The organism is Mycobacterium sp. IEC1808 (genome assembly GCF_002101935.1).
In the GTDB taxonomy this organism is placed as follows: domain Bacteria; phylum Actinomycetota; class Actinomycetes; order Mycobacteriales; family Mycobacteriaceae; genus Mycobacterium.
Window position 1 is genome coordinate 1 of sequence record NZ_LQPV01000070.1, and the last position, 16,759, is coordinate 16,759.

The following is a 16,759-nucleotide window of genomic DNA, read 5'->3' on the forward strand; positions in this document are numbered from 1 at the left end:
GCCCCACAGCCAGCCGCCGGCCCCGCCCGCACCGCCCGCGCCGGCATTCCCGGTCGACGAGCTGCCGCCGGCCCCGCCGGCACCCCCGGCGCCCAACAGCCCGGCCGCGCCGCCGGCCCCGCCGTTTTGGCCCGTGCCGGGCGCGCCGGAACCACCGGCGCCGCCGTCGCCCAGCAACCATCCGCCGGGTGCGCCCGGCGCACCGCTCCCCGGGGTCCCGTTGGCGCCGTTGCCGATCAGCGGGCGCCCGGTGAAGGTCTGAAACGGCGCGTTGATCGCGTTGAGCAGTTGCTGCTCCACCGCCTGCAAGGGCGAGGCGTTGGCGGCCTCGGTGACGGCGTACTGGGCGGCGCTGCCGGTGAGGGCGCGCACGAATTGCTCGTGAAACGCCGCCGTCTGCGCGCTGATCGCCTGATAGACCTCGGCATGTCCGGAAAGCAGCACCGCGATCGCCGCGGACACCTCGTCCTCGGCGGCGGGCAGCAATGCCGTAGTGGGAAGTGCCGCAGTCACATTCGCCGCGTTGAGCCGCGAGCCGATCCCGGCCAGATCCGTTGCCGCCGCCGCCACGAATTCCGGTACCGCGTTCACAAACGACATCCGACACCTCCGACAGGCCCCGGCATCCCGGGCGGCTTCGATTTCGACGCGCGCGATAAAACGCTAGAAAGCTAAACATGTCGAGTTTTCGGGATCAAGACTTTTCAGGCGTTTCGGATTAATCGTTATAAAGATCGTTCGGCGTCCTTTTGATCGGCCCCATTCGGGCGATCCGGCCGCGTCAGGTCGTTGGCGGATTCATGACGAAAAGCGTTAGCCAGGGGGCGCCGGTAGGGACGCACAAGCGGACGCCGCTAGTCAGGGGGCCTGCGTACGCGGCTCCATCCGGGCGCCCCGCGACCCCGGCGTCGGAAGGCGTGATGCGGCCGCTCGATGAATTGCAATCAGGGTTTCGCTATGGGCGCGTCAATTATGAATACATTTTTGTTTGACCCGAAAGCATTAATCGAAGCCGCCACCCAATTCGGCCAGCACCAGCCGCAGCACAAGTACCGCACCGGCCTTGTCTAGTGGATCGTTGCCATTGCCGCATTTGGGGGATTGCACGCACGACGGGCATCCGCTCGGGCATTCGCACGCCTGGATCGCCGCGGCCGTCGCGCCCAGCCAGGTGCGGGCCCGGCGGAAGCCGCGCTCGGCGAATCCCGCCCCGCCCGGGTAGCCGTCGTACACGAAGACGGTCGGCAGCCCGTCGGGACCGATCGCGGTGGACAGGCCGCCGATGTCACCGCGGTCGCAGCTGGCCACCAGCGGCAGCAGGCCGATCGCCGCGTGCTCGGCGGCGTGCAGCGACCCGGGGACGCGAGGGGCATCAATGCCGTTGCGCAGCAAGGTATCCGGCGCGATCGTATACATGGCGGACGTGGTGGGCAGCACGTGCTCGGGCATGTCGAGCTCAATGAAGTCGATCACCTCCCCGGACAACCGGCGACGCAGGTAGCCGACCACCCGATGGGTGACCCGGACCGGCACCAAACCCAGGTTGACCGGCCCGAAGGTCGACCGCTCGCCGCTGCCGGTGACCACGATGTCGGTGAGTTCGCGCGCGAACGTCGCATACCCGGGATCCTCGGCGTGCACGAAGGCGATCGCGTCCTCGGTGTCCAGGGAGTCGACGACGTAGGTCTCGCCCTGATGCAGGTACACCGCCCCGGGATGCACCGTGGCCGGGGCCCGATCCACGCCGGTGCTACCCAGCAACCGCCCGGTGTCGGCATCGACGATGACGATCTGGCCGCCGGCCGAGCCGCGGATATCCACCGCCCCGTGTGGTTGTATCCCAGCGGCGGGGAAGTACTTTGCGTTGCGCCGCCGCAGCAGGCCGTCGTCGATCAGGCCCTGGGCCACCTCGATGGCACCGAAATCCCGGATCTCGGTTTCGTCCAGCGGCATTTCGGTTGCGGCGCAAAGGAGTTGGGGCCCCAGGATGTAGGGGTTGGCGGGATCGATGACGACCCGCTCGACCGGCTTGTCCAGCAGCGCGGCCGGGTGGTGGACCAGGTAGGTGTCCAGCGGGTCGTCGCGGGCGATCAGCACGACCAGCGCGCCCTGGCCCCGTCGGCCCGACCGCCCGGCCTGCTGCCAGAACGAGGCGACCGTCCCCGGAAATCCGGCGAGCACCACCGCGTCCAGTCCGGCGATGTCGACGCCGAGCTCCAGCGCGTTCGTGGTGGCCAGTCCGCGCAGCCGCCCCTCGGCCAGGGCGCGCTCCAGCGCGGTGCGATCCTCGGCGAGATAGCCGGCCCGATACGACGCGACCTTCGACGACAGGTCCGGGGCGACGTCCTCGAGCCGCGCCCGCGCGCCCAGCGCGGTCAATTCGGCGGCGCGGCGCGATCGGACGAACGTCAGCGTCTGCGCGCCCTCGGCGATCAGATCGGCCATCACCCGCGCCGCCTCGGCGCCGGCCGATCGGCGCACCGGCGCACCGTTCTCGCCGGTCAGGTCGGCCCGCAACGCGGGCTCCCACAACGCCACGGTCCGCGCGCCCTGCGGCGAACCGTCCTCGGTGACCTCCGCGACCGGGCGGCCGATGAGCTCGGCGGCCGTCGCGCCCGGCGAATCGGTGGTCGCGCTGGCGAACACCACGGTCGGGTTAGCGGAGTAGCGCTCGCACAGCCGCAACAGCCGGCGCAGGACCATCGCCACATTCGAACCGAAAACCCCGCGGTAGTAATGACATTCGTCGACAATCACGAAGCGGAGGCCGCGCAACAGCACGGCCCAGCGGGCATGGTTGCGCAGGATCGACAGATGGATCATGTCCGGGTTGGAAAACAGCCACCGCGAGCGTTCGCGCGCGAAGCGTCGCACCTCGGCGGGGCTGTCGCCGTCGTAGGCGGTGGGCGCGACGTCACGCAGCCGGGGAACGGCCGCGGTCAGCGCGTGCGCGGTGCGCAACTGGTCGTGGCCCAGCGCCTTGGTCGGCGACAGGTAGAGCACCCGGGCCCGCGGGTCCGTCGCCAGCGCGTTGAGGACGGGAAGCTGATAGGCCAACGACTTGCCCGACGCGGTGCCGGTGCTGATCACCACGTGGCGTCCGGCGTGGGCCAGTTCGGCGGCCTGGAACTGGTGCGACCACGGCGCCTCGACGCCCCGCTCGGCGAACGCGCGTACGACGTCGGGCTCGGCCCACTCCGGCCAGCCGTGCGGCCGGCCGGTGCGCGCGGGCAGCTCGGCGACGTGGCGCAGCGGACGCTCACCCGCCGCCGTTCCGGCGAGCGCGACGGCCAGCAGGTCGGCGCCGAAACTCGCCACGTGGCACCCTCCAAGGATCCGGCTGGGACTCCGACTAACGATCCGTCTGAGACGCAAGTCTGTCGCGGACGCGATGAACATGGTTGACTGATTGCGGTCGCAGCTTCTGTGTTCGTGTAAAACTTTCGCAGGAACAACGTTGCGACCGCGGTTCCTGCGAGGTTAATCGGTCGGGTGAAGTTCCGGCGACTACGCGAGGCATGGCGGTCGCAGCTGGCCCGGGGCATCGAAAGGCGGTGCCCCGCACCCATAAGAAAAGGAAAGATCGAGAGATGCCACAGGGAACTGTGAAGTGGTTCAACGCGGAGAAGGGCTTCGGGTTCATTGCGCCCGAAGACGGTTCCGCAGATGTTTTTGTCCACTACACGGAGATCCAGGGTTCGGGCTTCCGCACCCTTGAGGAAAACCAGAAGGTCGAGTTCGAGATCGGCCACAGCCCTAAGGGCCCCCAGGCCACCGGAGTCCGCTCCGTCTGAGACGAGCAGCTTCTCCGAGGAAACCCCCCGCGCAACTCCGCCCAGCGGAACTCGCCGGGGGGTTTTCGCTTTCCGTTTAGAGCGCCTGAAGGCGTGGACGGCCGACCTGGCCTACTGTCGTTGGCGTGAGCCAGCTTTCCTTCTTCACAGCGGAGTCGGTGCCGCCCGCGGTCGCCGATCTCTCGGGGGTGCTGGCGTGCTCCGGTCAGATCGTCGTGGTCGGCGCCCCGTCCAAAAGCGAGGTGCAGGGCGCGCGGCTCTCGGTCGTCGTGGACCAGCCGTGGCGGGCCAGTGCGCTGGCCGACATGATCCGCGAGGCGGGCCTGGCGCCCGAGATCGGCCGCACCGACGAGGACACCCCATTGGTGCGGACGGCCGTGACCCCCGCGTTGGTCACGCTGGCCGCCGAATGGACCCGCGGCGCGGTCAAGACGGTGCCCCCGCGGTGGCTGCCCGGGCCGCGGGAGCTGCGGGCCTGGACGCTGGCTGCCGGCAACCCGGAGGGCGAGCACTATCTGCTCGGGCTGGATCCGCACGCGCCGGACACCCATTCCCCGCTTGCGTCGGCGCTGATGCGCGTCGGGATCGCACCCACCCTGATCGGCACGCGCGGCGGCCGGCCGGCGCTGCGTATCAGCGGCCGTCGGCGGCTATCGCGCCTGGTAGAGAACGTGGGGGAACCGCCGGACACCGCCGAGGCGTTGCCGTTGTGGCCGCGGGTCTAGCCGGGCATTAGAAGCCGTTTTTGGGCAAGCCGGTTTGCGCAGGCCCGCCCGAGGGTGCGAAATTGTCAGGTGCCCTGCAAGCGAAGGAACGCTGGCGTCCCTGATTTCACCGGAATTTCGGACGTTGGCCTGTCATTCTTCCTGCAGGGCGGTCTCGCAAGGGGGGCCGAGATAAGAGATGGAGCGTAAGCGCAGTTGGCTGACCCGAAGCTAAAGGACCGCGTCAGCGGCGGAAATGGGATCCGTAGGCGGCTCGTCATCGTCGAGTCGCCGACGAAGGCGCGCAAACTGGCCGGCTACCTGGGTTCCAGCTACATCGTCGAATCCTCCCGAGGCCACATCCGCGACCTGCCCCGCGCGGCGGCCGACGTGCCGGCCAAGTTCAAGTCCGAGCCGTGGGCCAGGCTCGGAGTCAACGTCGACGCCGACTTCGAGCCGCTTTACATAATCAGCCCGGAGAAGAAGAGCACGGTCAGCGAGCTGAAGGGCCTGCTCAAGGACGTCGACGAGCTCTACCTGGCCACGGATGGTGACCGCGAGGGCGAGGCCATCGCCTGGCACCTGCTGGAAACCCTCAAGCCGAACATCCCGGTCAAGCGGATGGTCTTTCACGAGATCACCGAACCGGCGATCCTCGAGGCCGCCGAAAACCCCCGCGACCTGGACATCGATCTGGTCGACGCCCAGGAGACGCGCCGCATCCTGGACCGGCTGTATGGCTACGAGGTCAGCCCGGTGCTGTGGAAGAAGGTCGCGCCCAAGCTGTCGGCCGGCCGCGTGCAGTCGGTGGCCACCCGCATCATCGTGCAGCGCGAGCGCGACCGCATGGCGTTCCGCAGCGCGTCGTACTGGGACATCGTCGCCCAGCTGGACGCCAGCGTCTCCGACCCGCAGGCCCAGCCGCCGACCTTCACCGCGCGGCTATCCGGCGTGGACGGCCTGCGCGTCGCCACCGGCCGCGACTTCGACTCGCTGGGCCAGCTCCGCAAGGCCGATGAGGTCGTGATCCTGGACGAGGCCGCCGCGACGGAGCTGGCCACCGGGTTGCGGGGCGCGCAGCTGTCGGTGACCTCGGTCGAGGAGAAGCCCTACACGCGCCGCCCGTACGCGCCGTTCATGACGTCGACGCTGCAGCAGGAGGCCGGCCGCAAGTTGCGGTTCTCCTCGGAGCGCACGATGAGCATCGCGCAGCGCCTCTACGAGAACGGCTACATCACTTATATGCGCACCGACTCGACGACGCTGTCGCAGTCGGCGATCAACGCGGCGCGCAACCAGGCGCGTCAGCTCTACGGCGAGGAGTACGTCTCGCCGTCGCCGCGCCAGTACACCCGCAAGGTGAAGAACGCCCAGGAGGCGCACGAGGCGATCCGGCCCGCCGGGGAGACGTTCGCGACCCCCGACGCGGTGCGGCGCGAGCTCGACGGCGACGAGTTCCGCCTCTACGAGCTGATCTGGCAGCGCACGGTGGCCTCGCAGATGTCCGACGCGCGCGGCACCACGCTGAGCCTGCGGATCGGCGGCAGGTCCGGAGAACGTGACGTGATTTTCTCCGCGACCGGGCGCACCATCACGTTCGCCGGCTTCCTCAAGGCCTACGTGGAAACAGTGGACGAGCTGGCCGGCGGCGAGGCCGACGACGCCGAGCGGCGGCTGCCCCGCCTGACCGAGGGGCAGCGGCTGGAGGCTCTCGAGCTCACCCCGGACGGCCACGCCACCAACCCGCCCGCGCGCTACACCGAGGCCTCGCTGGTCAAGGCGCTCGAGGAGCTGGGCATCGGCCGGCCGTCGACGTACTCGTCGATCATCAAGACGATTCAGGACCGCGGCTACGTGTACAAGAAGGGCAGCGCCCTGGTGCCCTCGTGGGTCGCGTTCGCCGTGACCGGTCTGCTGGAGCAGCACTTCGGCCGGCTGGTCGACTACGGGTTCACCGCGGCGATGGAAGACGAGCTCGACGCGATCGCATCGGGCAACGAGCAGCGCACCACCTGGCTCAACAATTTCTACTTCGGCGGTGATCACGGTGTGCCGGAGTCGATAGCCCGCTCCGGTGGCCTGAAGAAGCTCGTCGGCGTCAACCTCGAGGGCATCGACGCGCGAGAGGTCAACTCCATCAAGGTCTTTGACGACGCGGAGGGCCGGCCCGTCTATGTCCGGGTGGGCAAGAACGGCCCCTACCTGGAACGCATCGTGACGGGCGAGGACGGCGAGCCCACCCCGCAGCGGGCCAACCTCAACGACTCGCTGACGCCCGACGAGCTGACGCTGGAGGTGGCCGAGGAGCTCTTCGCCACCCCGCAGGAGGGCCGTGTCCTGGGGATCGACCCGGAAACCGGTCACGAGATCGTCGCGAAGGACGGCCGCTATGGGCCGTATGTGACCGAGGTCCTGCCCCCGCAGCCCGACGAGGACGAGGGGGGTGCCCCCGCGAAGAAGGGCAAGAAACCCACCGGCCCGAAACCCCGCACCGGCTCGCTGCTGCGCAGCATGGACCTGCAGACCGTCACCCTCGAGGACGCGCTGAAGCTGCTGTCCCTGCCCCGGGTGGTCGGCACCGACCCGGAATCCGGCGAGCCGATCACCGCACAGAACGGCCGCTACGGCCCATACCTCAAGCGGGGCAACGACTCTCGCTCGCTGGCGACCGAGGACCAGATCTTCGACATCACCCTCGAGGAGGCGTTGAAGATCTACGCCGAACCCAAACGCCGTGGCAGGCAAGGTGCTTCGGCGCCGCCGCTGCGCGAGCTGGGCACCGACCCGGCGTCGGGCAAGCCGATGGTGATCAAGGACGGCCGCTTCGGGCCGTACGTCACCGACGGCGAGACCAACGCCAGCCTGCGCAAGGGCGACGACGTGCTGTCGATCACCGACGAGCGCGCCGCCGAACTACTGGCCGACCGGCGGGCCCGCGGCCCGGCCAAGCGCCCCGCGAAGAAATCCACCCGCAAGGCCCCGGCGAAGCGGGCGACCAAGCGCTAACCGCGCACGTCGCTCGAGACCTCTTCTTCCACAACGTCTTCCGGGGTGGCCAGCTTCACCGGACGGGCCAGCTGGGTCGGTGCCGCGCGGCCGCGCAACTCGACGACCTCGCCCACGTCCCAGCACAACGCTTCGGCGTCCAACGCGCCGCTGACCGCGATCGCCGACGCGAGCACGTGCCCGGCCTCCAGCTTGGCCAGCTCGGTGAGCCGCGCGGCCTCGTTGACCGGGTCGCCGATCACCGTGTACTCGAAGCGGGCCTGCGCGCCGATGTGGCCGGCGATGGCCCGTCCCGCCGACACCCCGATGCCGAACTCGGCGTAACCGATCACCGGGAGGAGTTCGTCGTGCAGCTCGCGAGCGGCGGCGAGCGCGCCGCCGGAGGAGTCGGGGTGTTCGATGGGCGCCCCGAAGATGGCCAGCGCCGCGTCGCCCTGGAACTTGTTGACGAACCCGCCGTGCTTGCCGACGGTGTCGACCACCACCCGGAAGAACTCGTTGAGCAGGTGGACGACTTCGGCGGGTGGCCGGGTGGCGGCCAGCTGGGTCGAGCCGACCAGGTCCACGAACAGCACCGCGACGTCGCGCTCCTGGCCGCCCAATTCGGTGCCGCGCTCCAAAGCCCGACGTGCCACGTCCTCGCCGACGTAGCGGCCGAACAGGTCGCGTAGCCGCTGCCGCTCGGACAGGTCACGCACCATGTCGTTGAAGCCGGCCTGCAGCAGGCCCAGCTCGCTGGCGTCGTAGATCTGCATGTGCGCGTTGTAGTTACCGCGCTGCACCTCCGACAACGCCCAGCGCAGCTGTCGCAGCGGGTCGGCGATCGACATGGCCACCAGCAGCGTGCTGACCAGCCCGATGCCCAGCGCTGCCAACGCCAACAACAGGATCGGGTTGAACAGCTTCTCGGGCGTCGCGTGCAGCAGCGAGGCCTTGTCGGCCACCACCGCCAGCACGATCGCCAGCAGCGGCACCGCGGTGGAGAGCATCCAGCTCAGCATCTGGCGCAGGATCACGCCGGGCGCCTTGACGTTTTCCGGCACGCCGCTGCGCAGGGCCGCGACCGCGACCGGCCGCAGCACCCGCTCGGACTGCAGGTACCCGATGATCGCCGTCGCGGCGGCGCCCAGCGCCGTGGCGACCGCGACGACGGGCGCGGTGTACTTGGCCACCGACCAGCTCGCGATGATGAACACCACGCCGCCAATGCACCAGGCGACCATGCTGGTGATCGTGCGGTAGAACGGCATCCGCAACGCGCGGCTGCGGGCCAGCTCGGTGGCGGCCGGGTCGGCCTCGGCCAGCAGGTTGTCGCGGCGTTGCCAGCGGAACACCGGCAGCATCAGCCGCAGGTTGAACACGATCCCGGCGAGGAAAAGGAAGATCACGACGCTGACGAAGACCGCGAGGTTGACCGGGGGCAGGTCCTGAAGCTGGATGCGGTCCTGGGGCGGCAGGCCGTAGCGCAGGAAGCCCAGCACGAACAGCCCGCCGATGATGTCGGCCTGCAACATGCTCAGCGCGAACAGTGGCCACGGCGTGCGCACCACCCACCGGGCGAACGCGCTGATTCGCCCGGGCAGTGCTGCCTCGGTTGCCACCAATCCACCGTATCGGGCAGGGCGGACTTGGCGGAAAACAATAAGGATCTCGGCAAGTCGCCGTACCTGCCGAAACGACCGGAAATGTCACGGATTCATCCCGATCCGGTGGCCGATCGGTATCGGTCGGTCGGTGTCACTACTGTTGCCGGTGATGTCCGGGGTGTTTACGCGGCTGGTAGGCCAGGAGGCCGTGGTGGCCACGCTGCTCGCGGCGGCCCGCGCGGCCCGCGGTGATCCGGCTCACAGCGATCCGGCCGACGGGACTATGACACATGCGTGGCTCATCACCGGCCCGCCGGGTTCCGGCCGCTCGGTGGCCGCGCTGTGCTTCGCGGCCGCGCTGCAATGCACGGCGTCCCCCGATGACGGCGGCCCCGGGTGCGGGCGCTGCCGGGCCTGCACGACGACCATGGCCGGCACCCACGCCGACGTGCGCCGGGTGATTCCCGAGGGCCTGTCCATCGGCGTCGATGAGATGCGCGCCATCGTGCAGATCGCGTCGCGGCGCCCGACGACCGGGCACCGGCAGATCGTGGTGATCGAGGACGCCGACCGGTTGACCGAGGGCGCCGCGAACGCGCTGTTGAAGGTGGTCGAGGAGCCCCCGCCGTCGACGGTGTTCCTGTTGTGCGCGCCGTCGGTGGACCCCGAGGACATCGCGGTCACGCTGCGCTCCCGGTGCCGCCACGTCGCGCTGGTGACCCCGCCGACCGAGGCGATCGCGCGGGTCCTCGTCGAGAGCGACGGCCTGGACGAAGAGACGGCCAACTGGGCCGCGTCGGTCAGCGGCGGGCATGTGGGGCGGGCGCGCCGGCTCGCCACCGACTCCGAGGCGCGGCAGCGACGGGAGCGGGCGCTCGGCCTGGTGCGCGACGCGGCGACCCCGTCGCGCGCCTACGCCGCCGCCGAGGAATTGGTGGCCGCGGCCGAGGCCGAGGCCGTGGTGCTGACGGCGGACCGCGCCGAGGCCGAGACCGAGGAGCTGCGGACGGCGCTCGGCGCCGGCGGCACGGGCAAGGGCACCGCGGGCGCGCTGCGGGGTGCCACCGGCGCGATCAGGGACCTTGAGCGACGGCAGAAGTCGCGCCAGACGCGGGCGTCGCGCGATGCGCTGGACAGGGCGCTGATCGACCTCGCCACGTACTTCCGTGATGCGCTCGTGGTGTCGGCGAATGCCGGCGGCGTGAAGGCGAACCACCCCGACATGGCCGATCGGGTTGCCGCCCTGGGCGCACACGCCTCGCCCGAGAAGCTGCTGCGCTGCATCGAGGCGGTGCTCGAATGCCGCGAGGCGCTGGCGATCAACGTCAAACCCAAGTTCGCGGTGGACGCGATGGTCGCCACGTTCGGCCAGGAACTGCGGGATTGACCTCCGGCGACTTGGGTGGGTCAGCCCGGCTGCCGTAGACTCGTGCCGCCCGCAGGGCACGCCACCTTAGCTCAGTCGGTAGAGCGGCTCACTCGTAATGAGCAGGTCAGGAGTTCGATTCTCCTAGGTGGCTCCAGTATTCGCCTCATCCGGTGCGCGATTTCGGACCGATTCAGCGAGCCTGCTGCGCAAGCCGACGCGCGGGCGCTTGCTCCCCGTCGCGCAGGTACCGGCGTTGCAACTGGTTGATGTGGCCTTGTGCTTCGTTGATGTCGCGTCGCAGCGCGTCCGCTTCGGGCCGGCAACCCCGGTGTTCTAGCCAAGCGAGCTGGCGGGTCATTTCGTCGATCAGTTCGCACAAGGCCCGGACCAACGCCACGGCCTGGGCGGCATCCCGTTCACCCATCCGGGAATCGTTGCACTAATGGCCTGATTCTGAAAGGGCGGTAGCGCATCCGAAACAAGCCGCTTAACGAACCGTAAAACCCGTCGCCGCTCCCCACGCTGGCGAGCGGATCGCCGTGAGCCTTCGTAGCGTGCTCCTATGACATTCAAGGTTGTGTGGGCCGATGGCAGCGAGAACACCTACGGAGACGAACTACATTTCGACACCGAGGGCGCGGTTCTCAAGATCGGTTACACCAAGGGCAGGTGGTCGTGGTATTTCGCGCCCCACCAATGGGCCCACATCGAGCACGACCCACGGGACGCGGTGCCGCCTCCATTCCCGCGGGTCGTCGCAGGGCTTCGCTCCCAGGCCGCTAACTCCGAGCGGACCAATCCCTAAGTGAGCGGGGCAATTCCGGCGCCTCTCGTGCGCCGAATGTGACGCTGGCGTCAGGCTCGACCGCGAATGTGACGCTGGCGTCACGCTCGGCGAGGCGACTCAGGCCGGCGCGACGAAACCGACCGGACCCGACGCCAGGCACAACGACAGCGCGGTGGTGTTGGCGCGGACGGTGATGGCGTTTCCGGCGCCCGGCAGCCGGACAAACACGCGGTTCAAACCCGGATGCACCGGCACCTTGACGGCTGGCCCCTCGGATAGCGACAGGGTCATCGAACCCTCGCTGTTGGCAAGGTAATTCAGTTCGACGGTCCAATCGGCTGGCAGCAACGGCCCGTCGAGCATCAGCCGCGCCGGCCTGTCCGGCTGGGCGAAGTACCCGCACTGCGGCATGGGTCCCGGCACGATGGTGCGGATCCAGCTGACCCGCGCCTTGATCAGCCGGCCCGAGCTGTCGAACATGCGCAATTGGCTTGTCGCCAAGGCGAATTCGGGCCGATCGCGCAGCAGGGCGAACATGTGGCTGGCCAGGTTCTCCGGGGCGGCCACCCGCTGCAACACCAGCGGGTCGACCTCCTGGTCCAGCAGCGGCGCGTCCGAGGACGCGCGCGCGGCGGCGAGCGCGGCCCGCGCGTTCTGCAGGTAGGGCTGGGCCGGGTTGTCGCGCCAGCTGGTCAGGAAAGTGGCCGTCGAGTACAGGCTGCTGGCCACGAACGCCGCCGCCAAAACCGCCGTCGCCGTAGTGCGTTTCGGTGCGGCGTCCAGCCATCGCGCGGCGGCCGGCCGGTTGGGCGCGCACAACGCGACGGCGGCCAGCAGCGCCAACACCACGACCAGATCCGGCAGATAGCGCAGGGTCTGGGCGAGTTCCAGCGCGGTCTGCTTCGACGACCGCATCAGGTAGATCGGCACCTGACAGGCGACGGTGTAGCCCGCCGCGGTCAGCCACACCGGCCAAATGCGTTGCTTGCGGAACAGCGACGCGGCGACGGCCAAGGCCAGCACAAGCCAACCGAGCGCCATCGCCACCGGCGGGGGAGTGGCCCACGGCGAAGCCGGAGCCCAGCGGTCCCAGTGCCAGGGCCCGCCGGCCAGCCCGGGCACGATGCCGTGGGTGATCGATCGCCACAGCAGGTCGCCGGTCATCGACAGGTCGGAACTCCACCGCTTCTGGTTGACCACGGCCAGGTACAGCGCAATCCACGCGGCGGTCAGCGCCAGCGACGCGACCCACAGCCGCCGGCCCGCGCGCCACACCGTGCGGACCGCCGACCCGTCACCGCGCACGTGGCAGAGCAGCGCGGCCACCGCGAAGGCGACGAACGGAATCACGGCGGCCTTCTCGAAGAACAGCAGCCCGCCGAGGTAGGCCAGCACCCCGGTCAACGCGTAGCGCCGGTTGCCGGTGCGGACCAGCAGGATCGCCTCGGCGCACACCCAGGTCAGCGCCGCCAGCATGGGCAGCGAGTTCAGCGCCGCGGCCCACCAGGCGAACCCCGGCACGGCCAGCGGCGTGAACAGCGCGAATGTCAACGGCACCAGCAGCACCCACCGCCAGCCGAGGATGACGTACAGCGCCCGCAGCAGCGCCAGCGAAGCCAGCAGCGACAGCACCAGCAGACCGATCGCCGGGCCGGTCCAGTCCAGCGGCGCCAACCGGATGAGCGCGCCGGCGACCAGGAACGCGGCCGGCATCACGTGGCCGTCGTGGTCGTCGAACAGGTAGGACGGCGACAGCAGGCCCTGCGTGCCGGCCTTGCCGATGAGAATCAGGTCGTCCCAGTAGAAATAGCCGCGAAAGGCGAGCACCGCGCGGATCCCCAGCTGCGCGACGATCAGCGCGGCCGCGGCCAGGGCGACTCGAGGCACGCGGGTTGTAAGCGCGGCCCGCTTGTATGGTGGGCCGGTGCGCGCACTGGTCACCGGGGGAGCCGGATTCATCGGGTCGACGCTAGTCGACCGTCTGCTGGCCGACGGCCACACGGTAGTGGGCCTCGACAATTTCGCCACGGGCCGCGCGACCAACCTCGAGCACCTGGCTGACAACCCGGCGCACGTCTTCGTCGAAGTGGACATCGTGACGGCCGACCTGCACGCAATCCTCGACGAGCACCGGCCGGAGGTGGTGTTTCACCTGGCCGCCCAGATCGACGTGCGGCACTCGGTGGCCAACCCCCAGTTCGACGCGTCGGTCAACGTCATCGGCACCATCCGCCTGGCCGAGGCGGCGCGCCAGACCGGCGTGCGCAAGATCGTGCACACCTCGTCGGGGGGATCCATCTACGGCACCCCACCGGTGTACCCGACCAGTGAGGACACCCCGACTGATCCTTCTTCGCCATATGCCGCCGGAAAGGTGGCCGGCGAGATCTACCTGAACACGTTTCGCAATCTGTACGGGCTGGACTGCTCGCACATCGCGCCCGCCAACGTGTACGGCCCCCGGCAGGACCCGCACGGCGAGGCCGGCGTGGTGGCGATTTTCGCCCAGGCGCTGCTGGCCGGCAAGCCCACCAAGGTCTTCGGCGACGGCGGCAAAACCCGCGACTACGTGTACGTCGACGACGTGGTCGACGCGTTCGTCAAGGCCGCCGGTCCCGCGGGCGGCGGGCAGCGGTTCAACGTCGGCACCGGCATCGAAACCTCGGACCGCCAACTGCATTCGGCGGTGGCCGCCGCCGTCGGCGGGCCCGACGACCCGGAGTTCCATCCGGACCGCTTGGGCGATCTGAGGCGCTCGTGCCTCGACATCGGTTTGGCCGAAAGGGTTTTGGGCTGGCGCCCGCAGGTGCAGCTGGAAGACGGCGTGCGTCGCACGGTCGAGTACTTCCGTCGGGCGCACACTCTTTGAACCCCTGCGCCGAGCGTGCACTGACTGCGAAATTCGGCCGGGTTTTCGCAGCGGCTACACGTTCGACGGCTTGGTGGACGAGGGCAGCCAGCCGCTGGGCCGTCCGTTGCGGCTTGAATGTGCAGTCAGGGCTTTCAATGTGAGCCCAGGGCGGGGGATTTGCCGAGATCCCGCCGTGGGTTCACACGCAAAGCCCTCAGTGCACACGCGGCGACTTACACGTTCGACGACGGCTCGGGCTCCTGCGCGCCCTCCAGCGCCACCGCCCGCGCCAGTCGCGCGTAGCGCAACTCCAGGTCCTTGAACCGCATGTAGGTGCTCAGGGTGGTGAAGCTGAACGCGATGATTAGCGCGTAGAGCATCAGGTCGGTGCCGCGGCGCACGCCGAACCAGTGCGCGACCACCGTCGTGTCGTCGGGCCGCAACACGGCGTAGATGCCGCCGAACACGAACAGCACGTATCCGACTTTGACCCACGCCTTGGACCGCGAGCTGCGGCGCGACCGCAACAGATAGACCAGCAGCGCGATGATCGCCCCGATCAGCAGCACCTGGATCCAGTTCATCTCGGAATCCTCCCTCGCAGAAACCCGTCGAAGATGATGTTGACGCCGTTGAGCAGGGGCTGCCCCTTCGACTTCGAGTATTCGGTGTAGAGCACCTCGACCGGCTGTTCGGCTACGCGCCAATGGTTTTCGGCGATCAGCATGACGAACTCGTTGGCGTGGCTCATGCCGCTCATGGTGATGTCCAGCCCGTCGGCGACTTTCTTGTTGAACACCCGCAGCCCATTGTTGGTGTCGGTCAAGCCAAGTCGGCGACCGCGCCGGCTCAGCCGTGCGGCGGTGCGCAGCACGATCCGCTTGAAAAGCGGTGGCCGGCTGCCCTCCTGGGCGCCGAACCGGGTCCCGATGACGACGTCGACGTCACCCACCCCGAGCCGTTCGACCATCGCGGCCACGTCTTTGACGCGGTGCTGGCCGTCGGCGTCGAACGTGGCGAACACCTGCGCCCCGGGCTGGCGGCGCGCGTACTCGATGCCGGTCTGGATGGCCGCGCCCTGGCCCAGGTTGACCGGATGGCGCACCAGGTGCGCCCCGGCCCGCAGGGCGATCTCGCCGGTGCCGTCGCTGCTGCCGTCGTCCACGCACACGACGTGGTCGAAGGCCGAGCGGACGTCGGCGATCACGTCGCCGATCACTGCGGCTTCGTTGAAGGCGGGAATGACGATCCAGACGCCTTGGGATTCAGTAGCCATCTAAGTGCACCAGGGTAGCCAGGATCAGCCGGTTAAGCGTCCGGCGCGCGCGAGGGCGGCCAGATGGACGCCGATTCCGACCATCGGTCCGCACAGCAGGCCGACTACGGTGCGCGTCTGCAGTGCCAGCGGCAGCATCAGCAACAGCCCCGACGCCACGGTCGCGCCGACCCAGCCGAGCGCGTAGGCCCGGTGCAGCGCCGCGGCGACCGTCGCGGCACCGGTCAGCGTCAGGATCGCGATCGCCACGGCCGCCGCCGTCAGCCACGCCAGAAGCGCGCTGCTGGCCTGGTACTGTGCCCCGAACGCGACCCGCAGCAGCCAGGGCCCGATGACACCGGCCGCCAGCACCCCGACCGCGCCGACGCCGCCGATGATCGCGGCCGGCGCGAGCAGCGCCCGAAGCCGGTCGCCGCGCTCGTCGACGAAGTGGGCGATGAGGTTGCCCTGCATGGCGGTCAGGGGGACCAGCAGCGGCGCGCGGGTCAGCGTCACGGCCAGGATGATTACGCCGCCCTGGGCGCCCAACTCGGCGCTGGTCAGCTTCAGCAGCACCGGGAATCCCATCACCAGGATGGCGCTGGCGCCGGCCGCGGTGATGGAATGCGCGGCGCCGCGCAGGAAGGTCGAGGTGCTGCCGGGCGTCAGCAGCCGGGCCGCGGCGCGGGCCGTGGGCGACGCCGCCAGGATGATCAGCCAGGCCGTCGCGCCCGCCACCGTCGCCCACAGGAATCCGGCCAGCCCCCATCCGAGGACGAACGTGGCAGCGGCGACCGTCACCCGGATGACCGCGTCGGTCACCATCAGCGCCCCGTACGACGTCCAGTGGTTGGTGCCGGCCAGCATGCCCAGCAGGGTGGCGTGCAGGCAGAACCCGGCCAGCCCGACGGAAAGCAGCGCCACCGACAGCCAGCGCTCCTCGACGAACACCCGCCCGCTCCACAGCGGCGAGCTGCCGGCGATCACGACGGCCGCGGTCACGCCGATCATCGCGGCAAGGCGCAACGGATGGGTGCGGCCGACCGGGGCCGCCCCGATGTCGTGCAGGTAGCGCTGCGACCGGACCTCGCGGGTGGTTTCCTGCAGCAGGCCGAACGCGGCCCCGGTGACCAGACCGAACGCGCCCCAGAACACCCCGAAGATCGAAAAGCCGCGCGGCGCCAGGTCGCGCGCGGCCAAATAAATCACCGCGTACCCGCACAGCGCGGTGAGCGCGGTGGCGGTGGCGACCCGGGCCACGCTGCCGCGCGCGACCGGGCCGGCCCCGGTGGAGGCTTGGGTACCGCCGGCTTCGGGCATCGCCACAATTTGAAAATAGTAAGTGCGCCGGCGTCGGTGGCCCGCGCCGGCGAGGTCGTCGCTATTGTGGGCGGCTGTTGGGAAGGA

Annotated in this window: 14 protein-coding genes and 1 tRNA gene; 7 read left to right on the plus strand and 8 right to left on the minus strand. The window is 69.5% G+C overall.

Annotated features, from left to right (window positions below; all coding sequences use genetic code 11):
* Together AWB92_RS27815 and AWB92_RS27820 are read right to left on the minus strand one after the other, a co-directional pair.
* On the minus strand, positions 1 to 600 hold a 600-nt coding region (locus AWB92_RS27815; protein WP_142282352.1), incomplete at its 3' end, for a PE family protein.
* A gap of 402 nt (positions 601 to 1,002) precedes the next feature.
* Positions 1,003 to 3,318 carry a DEAD/DEAH box helicase gene (locus AWB92_RS27820; RefSeq protein ID WP_085191448.1) on the minus strand — a complete coding sequence of 772 codons (2,316 nt, stop codon included), beginning with the start codon at positions 3,316 to 3,318 and terminating at the stop codon, positions 1,003 to 1,005.
* A gap of 272 nt (positions 3,319 to 3,590) precedes the next feature.
* On the opposite strand from AWB92_RS27820, the gene cspA reads away from it, so the two are divergent.
* The 3 genes from cspA (at position 3,591) to topA (ending at position 7,504) form a co-directional block, all read left to right on the plus strand.
* Positions 3,591 to 3,794, plus strand: a complete 204-nt coding sequence (cspA, locus tag AWB92_RS27825; RefSeq protein WP_007166602.1) for a cold shock protein CspA — start codon at positions 3,591 to 3,593, stop codon at positions 3,792 to 3,794.
* 125 nt (positions 3,795 to 3,919) lie between these two features.
* The gene (locus AWB92_RS27830; RefSeq protein ID WP_085191450.1) at positions 3,920 to 4,519 is read left to right on the plus strand and encodes a hypothetical protein; all 600 of its coding nucleotides are present in this window, start codon (positions 3,920 to 3,922) and stop codon (positions 4,517 to 4,519) included.
* 195 nt (positions 4,520 to 4,714) lie between these two features.
* The gene (gene topA / locus AWB92_RS27835) at positions 4,715 to 7,504 is read left to right on the plus strand and encodes a type I DNA topoisomerase (RefSeq protein WP_085191452.1); all 2,790 of its coding nucleotides are present in this window, start codon (positions 4,715 to 4,717) and stop codon (positions 7,502 to 7,504) included.
* Here topA and AWB92_RS27840 read toward each other — a convergent pair.
* Positions 7,501 to 9,153, minus strand: coding sequence for an adenylate/guanylate cyclase domain-containing protein (locus tag AWB92_RS27840; RefSeq protein ID WP_142282353.1), 1,653 nt, complete (start codon positions 9,151 to 9,153; stop codon positions 7,501 to 7,503). The genes topA and AWB92_RS27840 overlap by 4 nt on opposite strands.
* A 106-nt stretch (positions 9,154 to 9,259) precedes the next feature.
* On the opposite strand from AWB92_RS27840, the gene AWB92_RS27845 reads away from it, so the two are divergent.
* Positions 9,260 to 10,477, plus strand: coding sequence for a DNA polymerase III subunit delta' (locus tag AWB92_RS27845; protein ID WP_085191454.1), 1,218 nt, complete (start codon positions 9,260 to 9,262; stop codon positions 10,475 to 10,477).
* Positions 10,478 to 10,537: 60 nt separating this feature from the next.
* Positions 10,538 to 10,613: transfer RNA gene (locus tag AWB92_RS27850), tRNA-Thr, on the plus strand.
* Between the two features lie 36 nt (positions 10,614 to 10,649).
* Here AWB92_RS27850 and AWB92_RS27855 read toward each other — a convergent pair.
* Positions 10,650 to 10,883, minus strand: coding sequence for a hypothetical protein (locus tag AWB92_RS27855; RefSeq protein ID WP_085191456.1), 234 nt, complete (start codon positions 10,881 to 10,883; stop codon positions 10,650 to 10,652).
* A 138-nt stretch (positions 10,884 to 11,021) separates the two neighbouring features.
* Here AWB92_RS27855 and AWB92_RS27860 point away from each other — a divergent pair, with 138 nt between their 5' ends.
* The gene (locus tag AWB92_RS27860; RefSeq protein WP_085191458.1) at positions 11,022 to 11,264 is read left to right on the plus strand and encodes a hypothetical protein; all 243 of its coding nucleotides are present in this window, start codon (positions 11,022 to 11,024) and stop codon (positions 11,262 to 11,264) included.
* 99 nt (positions 11,265 to 11,363) lie between these two features.
* On the opposite strand, the gene AWB92_RS27865 is transcribed toward AWB92_RS27860, so the two are convergent.
* On the minus strand, positions 11,364 to 13,205 hold the full coding sequence (locus AWB92_RS27865; RefSeq protein ID WP_241523626.1) for a hypothetical protein: 1,842 nt from the start codon (positions 13,203 to 13,205) through the stop codon (positions 11,364 to 11,366).
* Between AWB92_RS27865 and AWB92_RS27870 the strand changes: the two genes are divergently transcribed.
* Positions 13,171 to 14,115 (plus strand): NAD-dependent epimerase/dehydratase family protein, encoded by a 945-nt coding sequence (locus AWB92_RS27870; RefSeq protein ID WP_085191460.1) that lies wholly within the window; start codon positions 13,171 to 13,173, stop codon positions 14,113 to 14,115. The two genes, AWB92_RS27865 and AWB92_RS27870, sit on opposite strands and share 35 nt — an antisense overlap.
* A gap of 215 nt (positions 14,116 to 14,330) precedes the next feature.
* Here AWB92_RS27870 and AWB92_RS27875 read toward each other — a convergent pair whose 3' ends face one another.
* The 3 genes from AWB92_RS27875 to AWB92_RS27885 are packed head-to-tail and all read right to left on the minus strand — an operon-like array spanning position 14,331 to position 16,672.
* On the minus strand, positions 14,331 to 14,681 hold the full coding sequence (locus tag AWB92_RS27875) for a DUF2304 domain-containing protein (protein ID WP_068108560.1): 351 nt from the start codon (positions 14,679 to 14,681) through the stop codon (positions 14,331 to 14,333).
* The gene (locus AWB92_RS27880) at positions 14,678 to 15,373 is read right to left on the minus strand and encodes a glycosyltransferase family 2 protein (RefSeq protein WP_085191462.1); all 696 of its coding nucleotides are present in this window, start codon (positions 15,371 to 15,373) and stop codon (positions 14,678 to 14,680) included. Before AWB92_RS27880 ends, AWB92_RS27875 begins: the two co-directional genes overlap by 4 nt.
* 24 nt (positions 15,374 to 15,397) lie before the next feature.
* Entirely contained in the window at positions 15,398 to 16,672 is a 1,275-nt protein-coding gene (locus tag AWB92_RS27885; protein ID WP_085191464.1) for a hypothetical protein, read from the minus strand.
* Between the last annotated feature and the right edge of the window lie 87 nt (positions 16,673 to 16,759).

Coding starts and splice junctions, on each gene's coding strand:
- AWB92_RS27880 (WP_085191462.1), bottom strand. CDS start 15,373: ATGGCTACTGAATCCCAAGGCGTCTGGATCGTCATTCCCGCCTTCAAC.
- AWB92_RS27865 (WP_241523626.1), bottom strand. CDS start 13,205: ATGAATCCGGCTCCCCCGGTGACCAGTGCGCGCACCGGCCCACCATAC.
- cspA (WP_007166602.1), top strand. CDS start 3,591: ATGCCACAGGGAACTGTGAAGTGGTTCAACGCGGAGAAGGGCTTCGGG.
- AWB92_RS27885 (WP_085191464.1), bottom strand. CDS start 16,672: ATGCCCGAAGCCGGCGGTACCCAAGCCTCCACCGGGGCCGGCCCGGTC.
- AWB92_RS27845 (WP_085191454.1), top strand. CDS start 9,260: ATGTCCGGGGTGTTTACGCGGCTGGTAGGCCAGGAGGCCGTGGTGGCC.
- AWB92_RS27860 (WP_085191458.1), top strand. CDS start 11,022: ATGACATTCAAGGTTGTGTGGGCCGATGGCAGCGAGAACACCTACGGA.
- AWB92_RS27875 (WP_068108560.1), bottom strand. CDS start 14,681: ATGAACTGGATCCAGGTGCTGCTGATCGGGGCGATCATCGCGCTGCTG.
- AWB92_RS27855 (WP_085191456.1), bottom strand. CDS start 10,883: ATGGGTGAACGGGATGCCGCCCAGGCCGTGGCGTTGGTCCGGGCCTTG.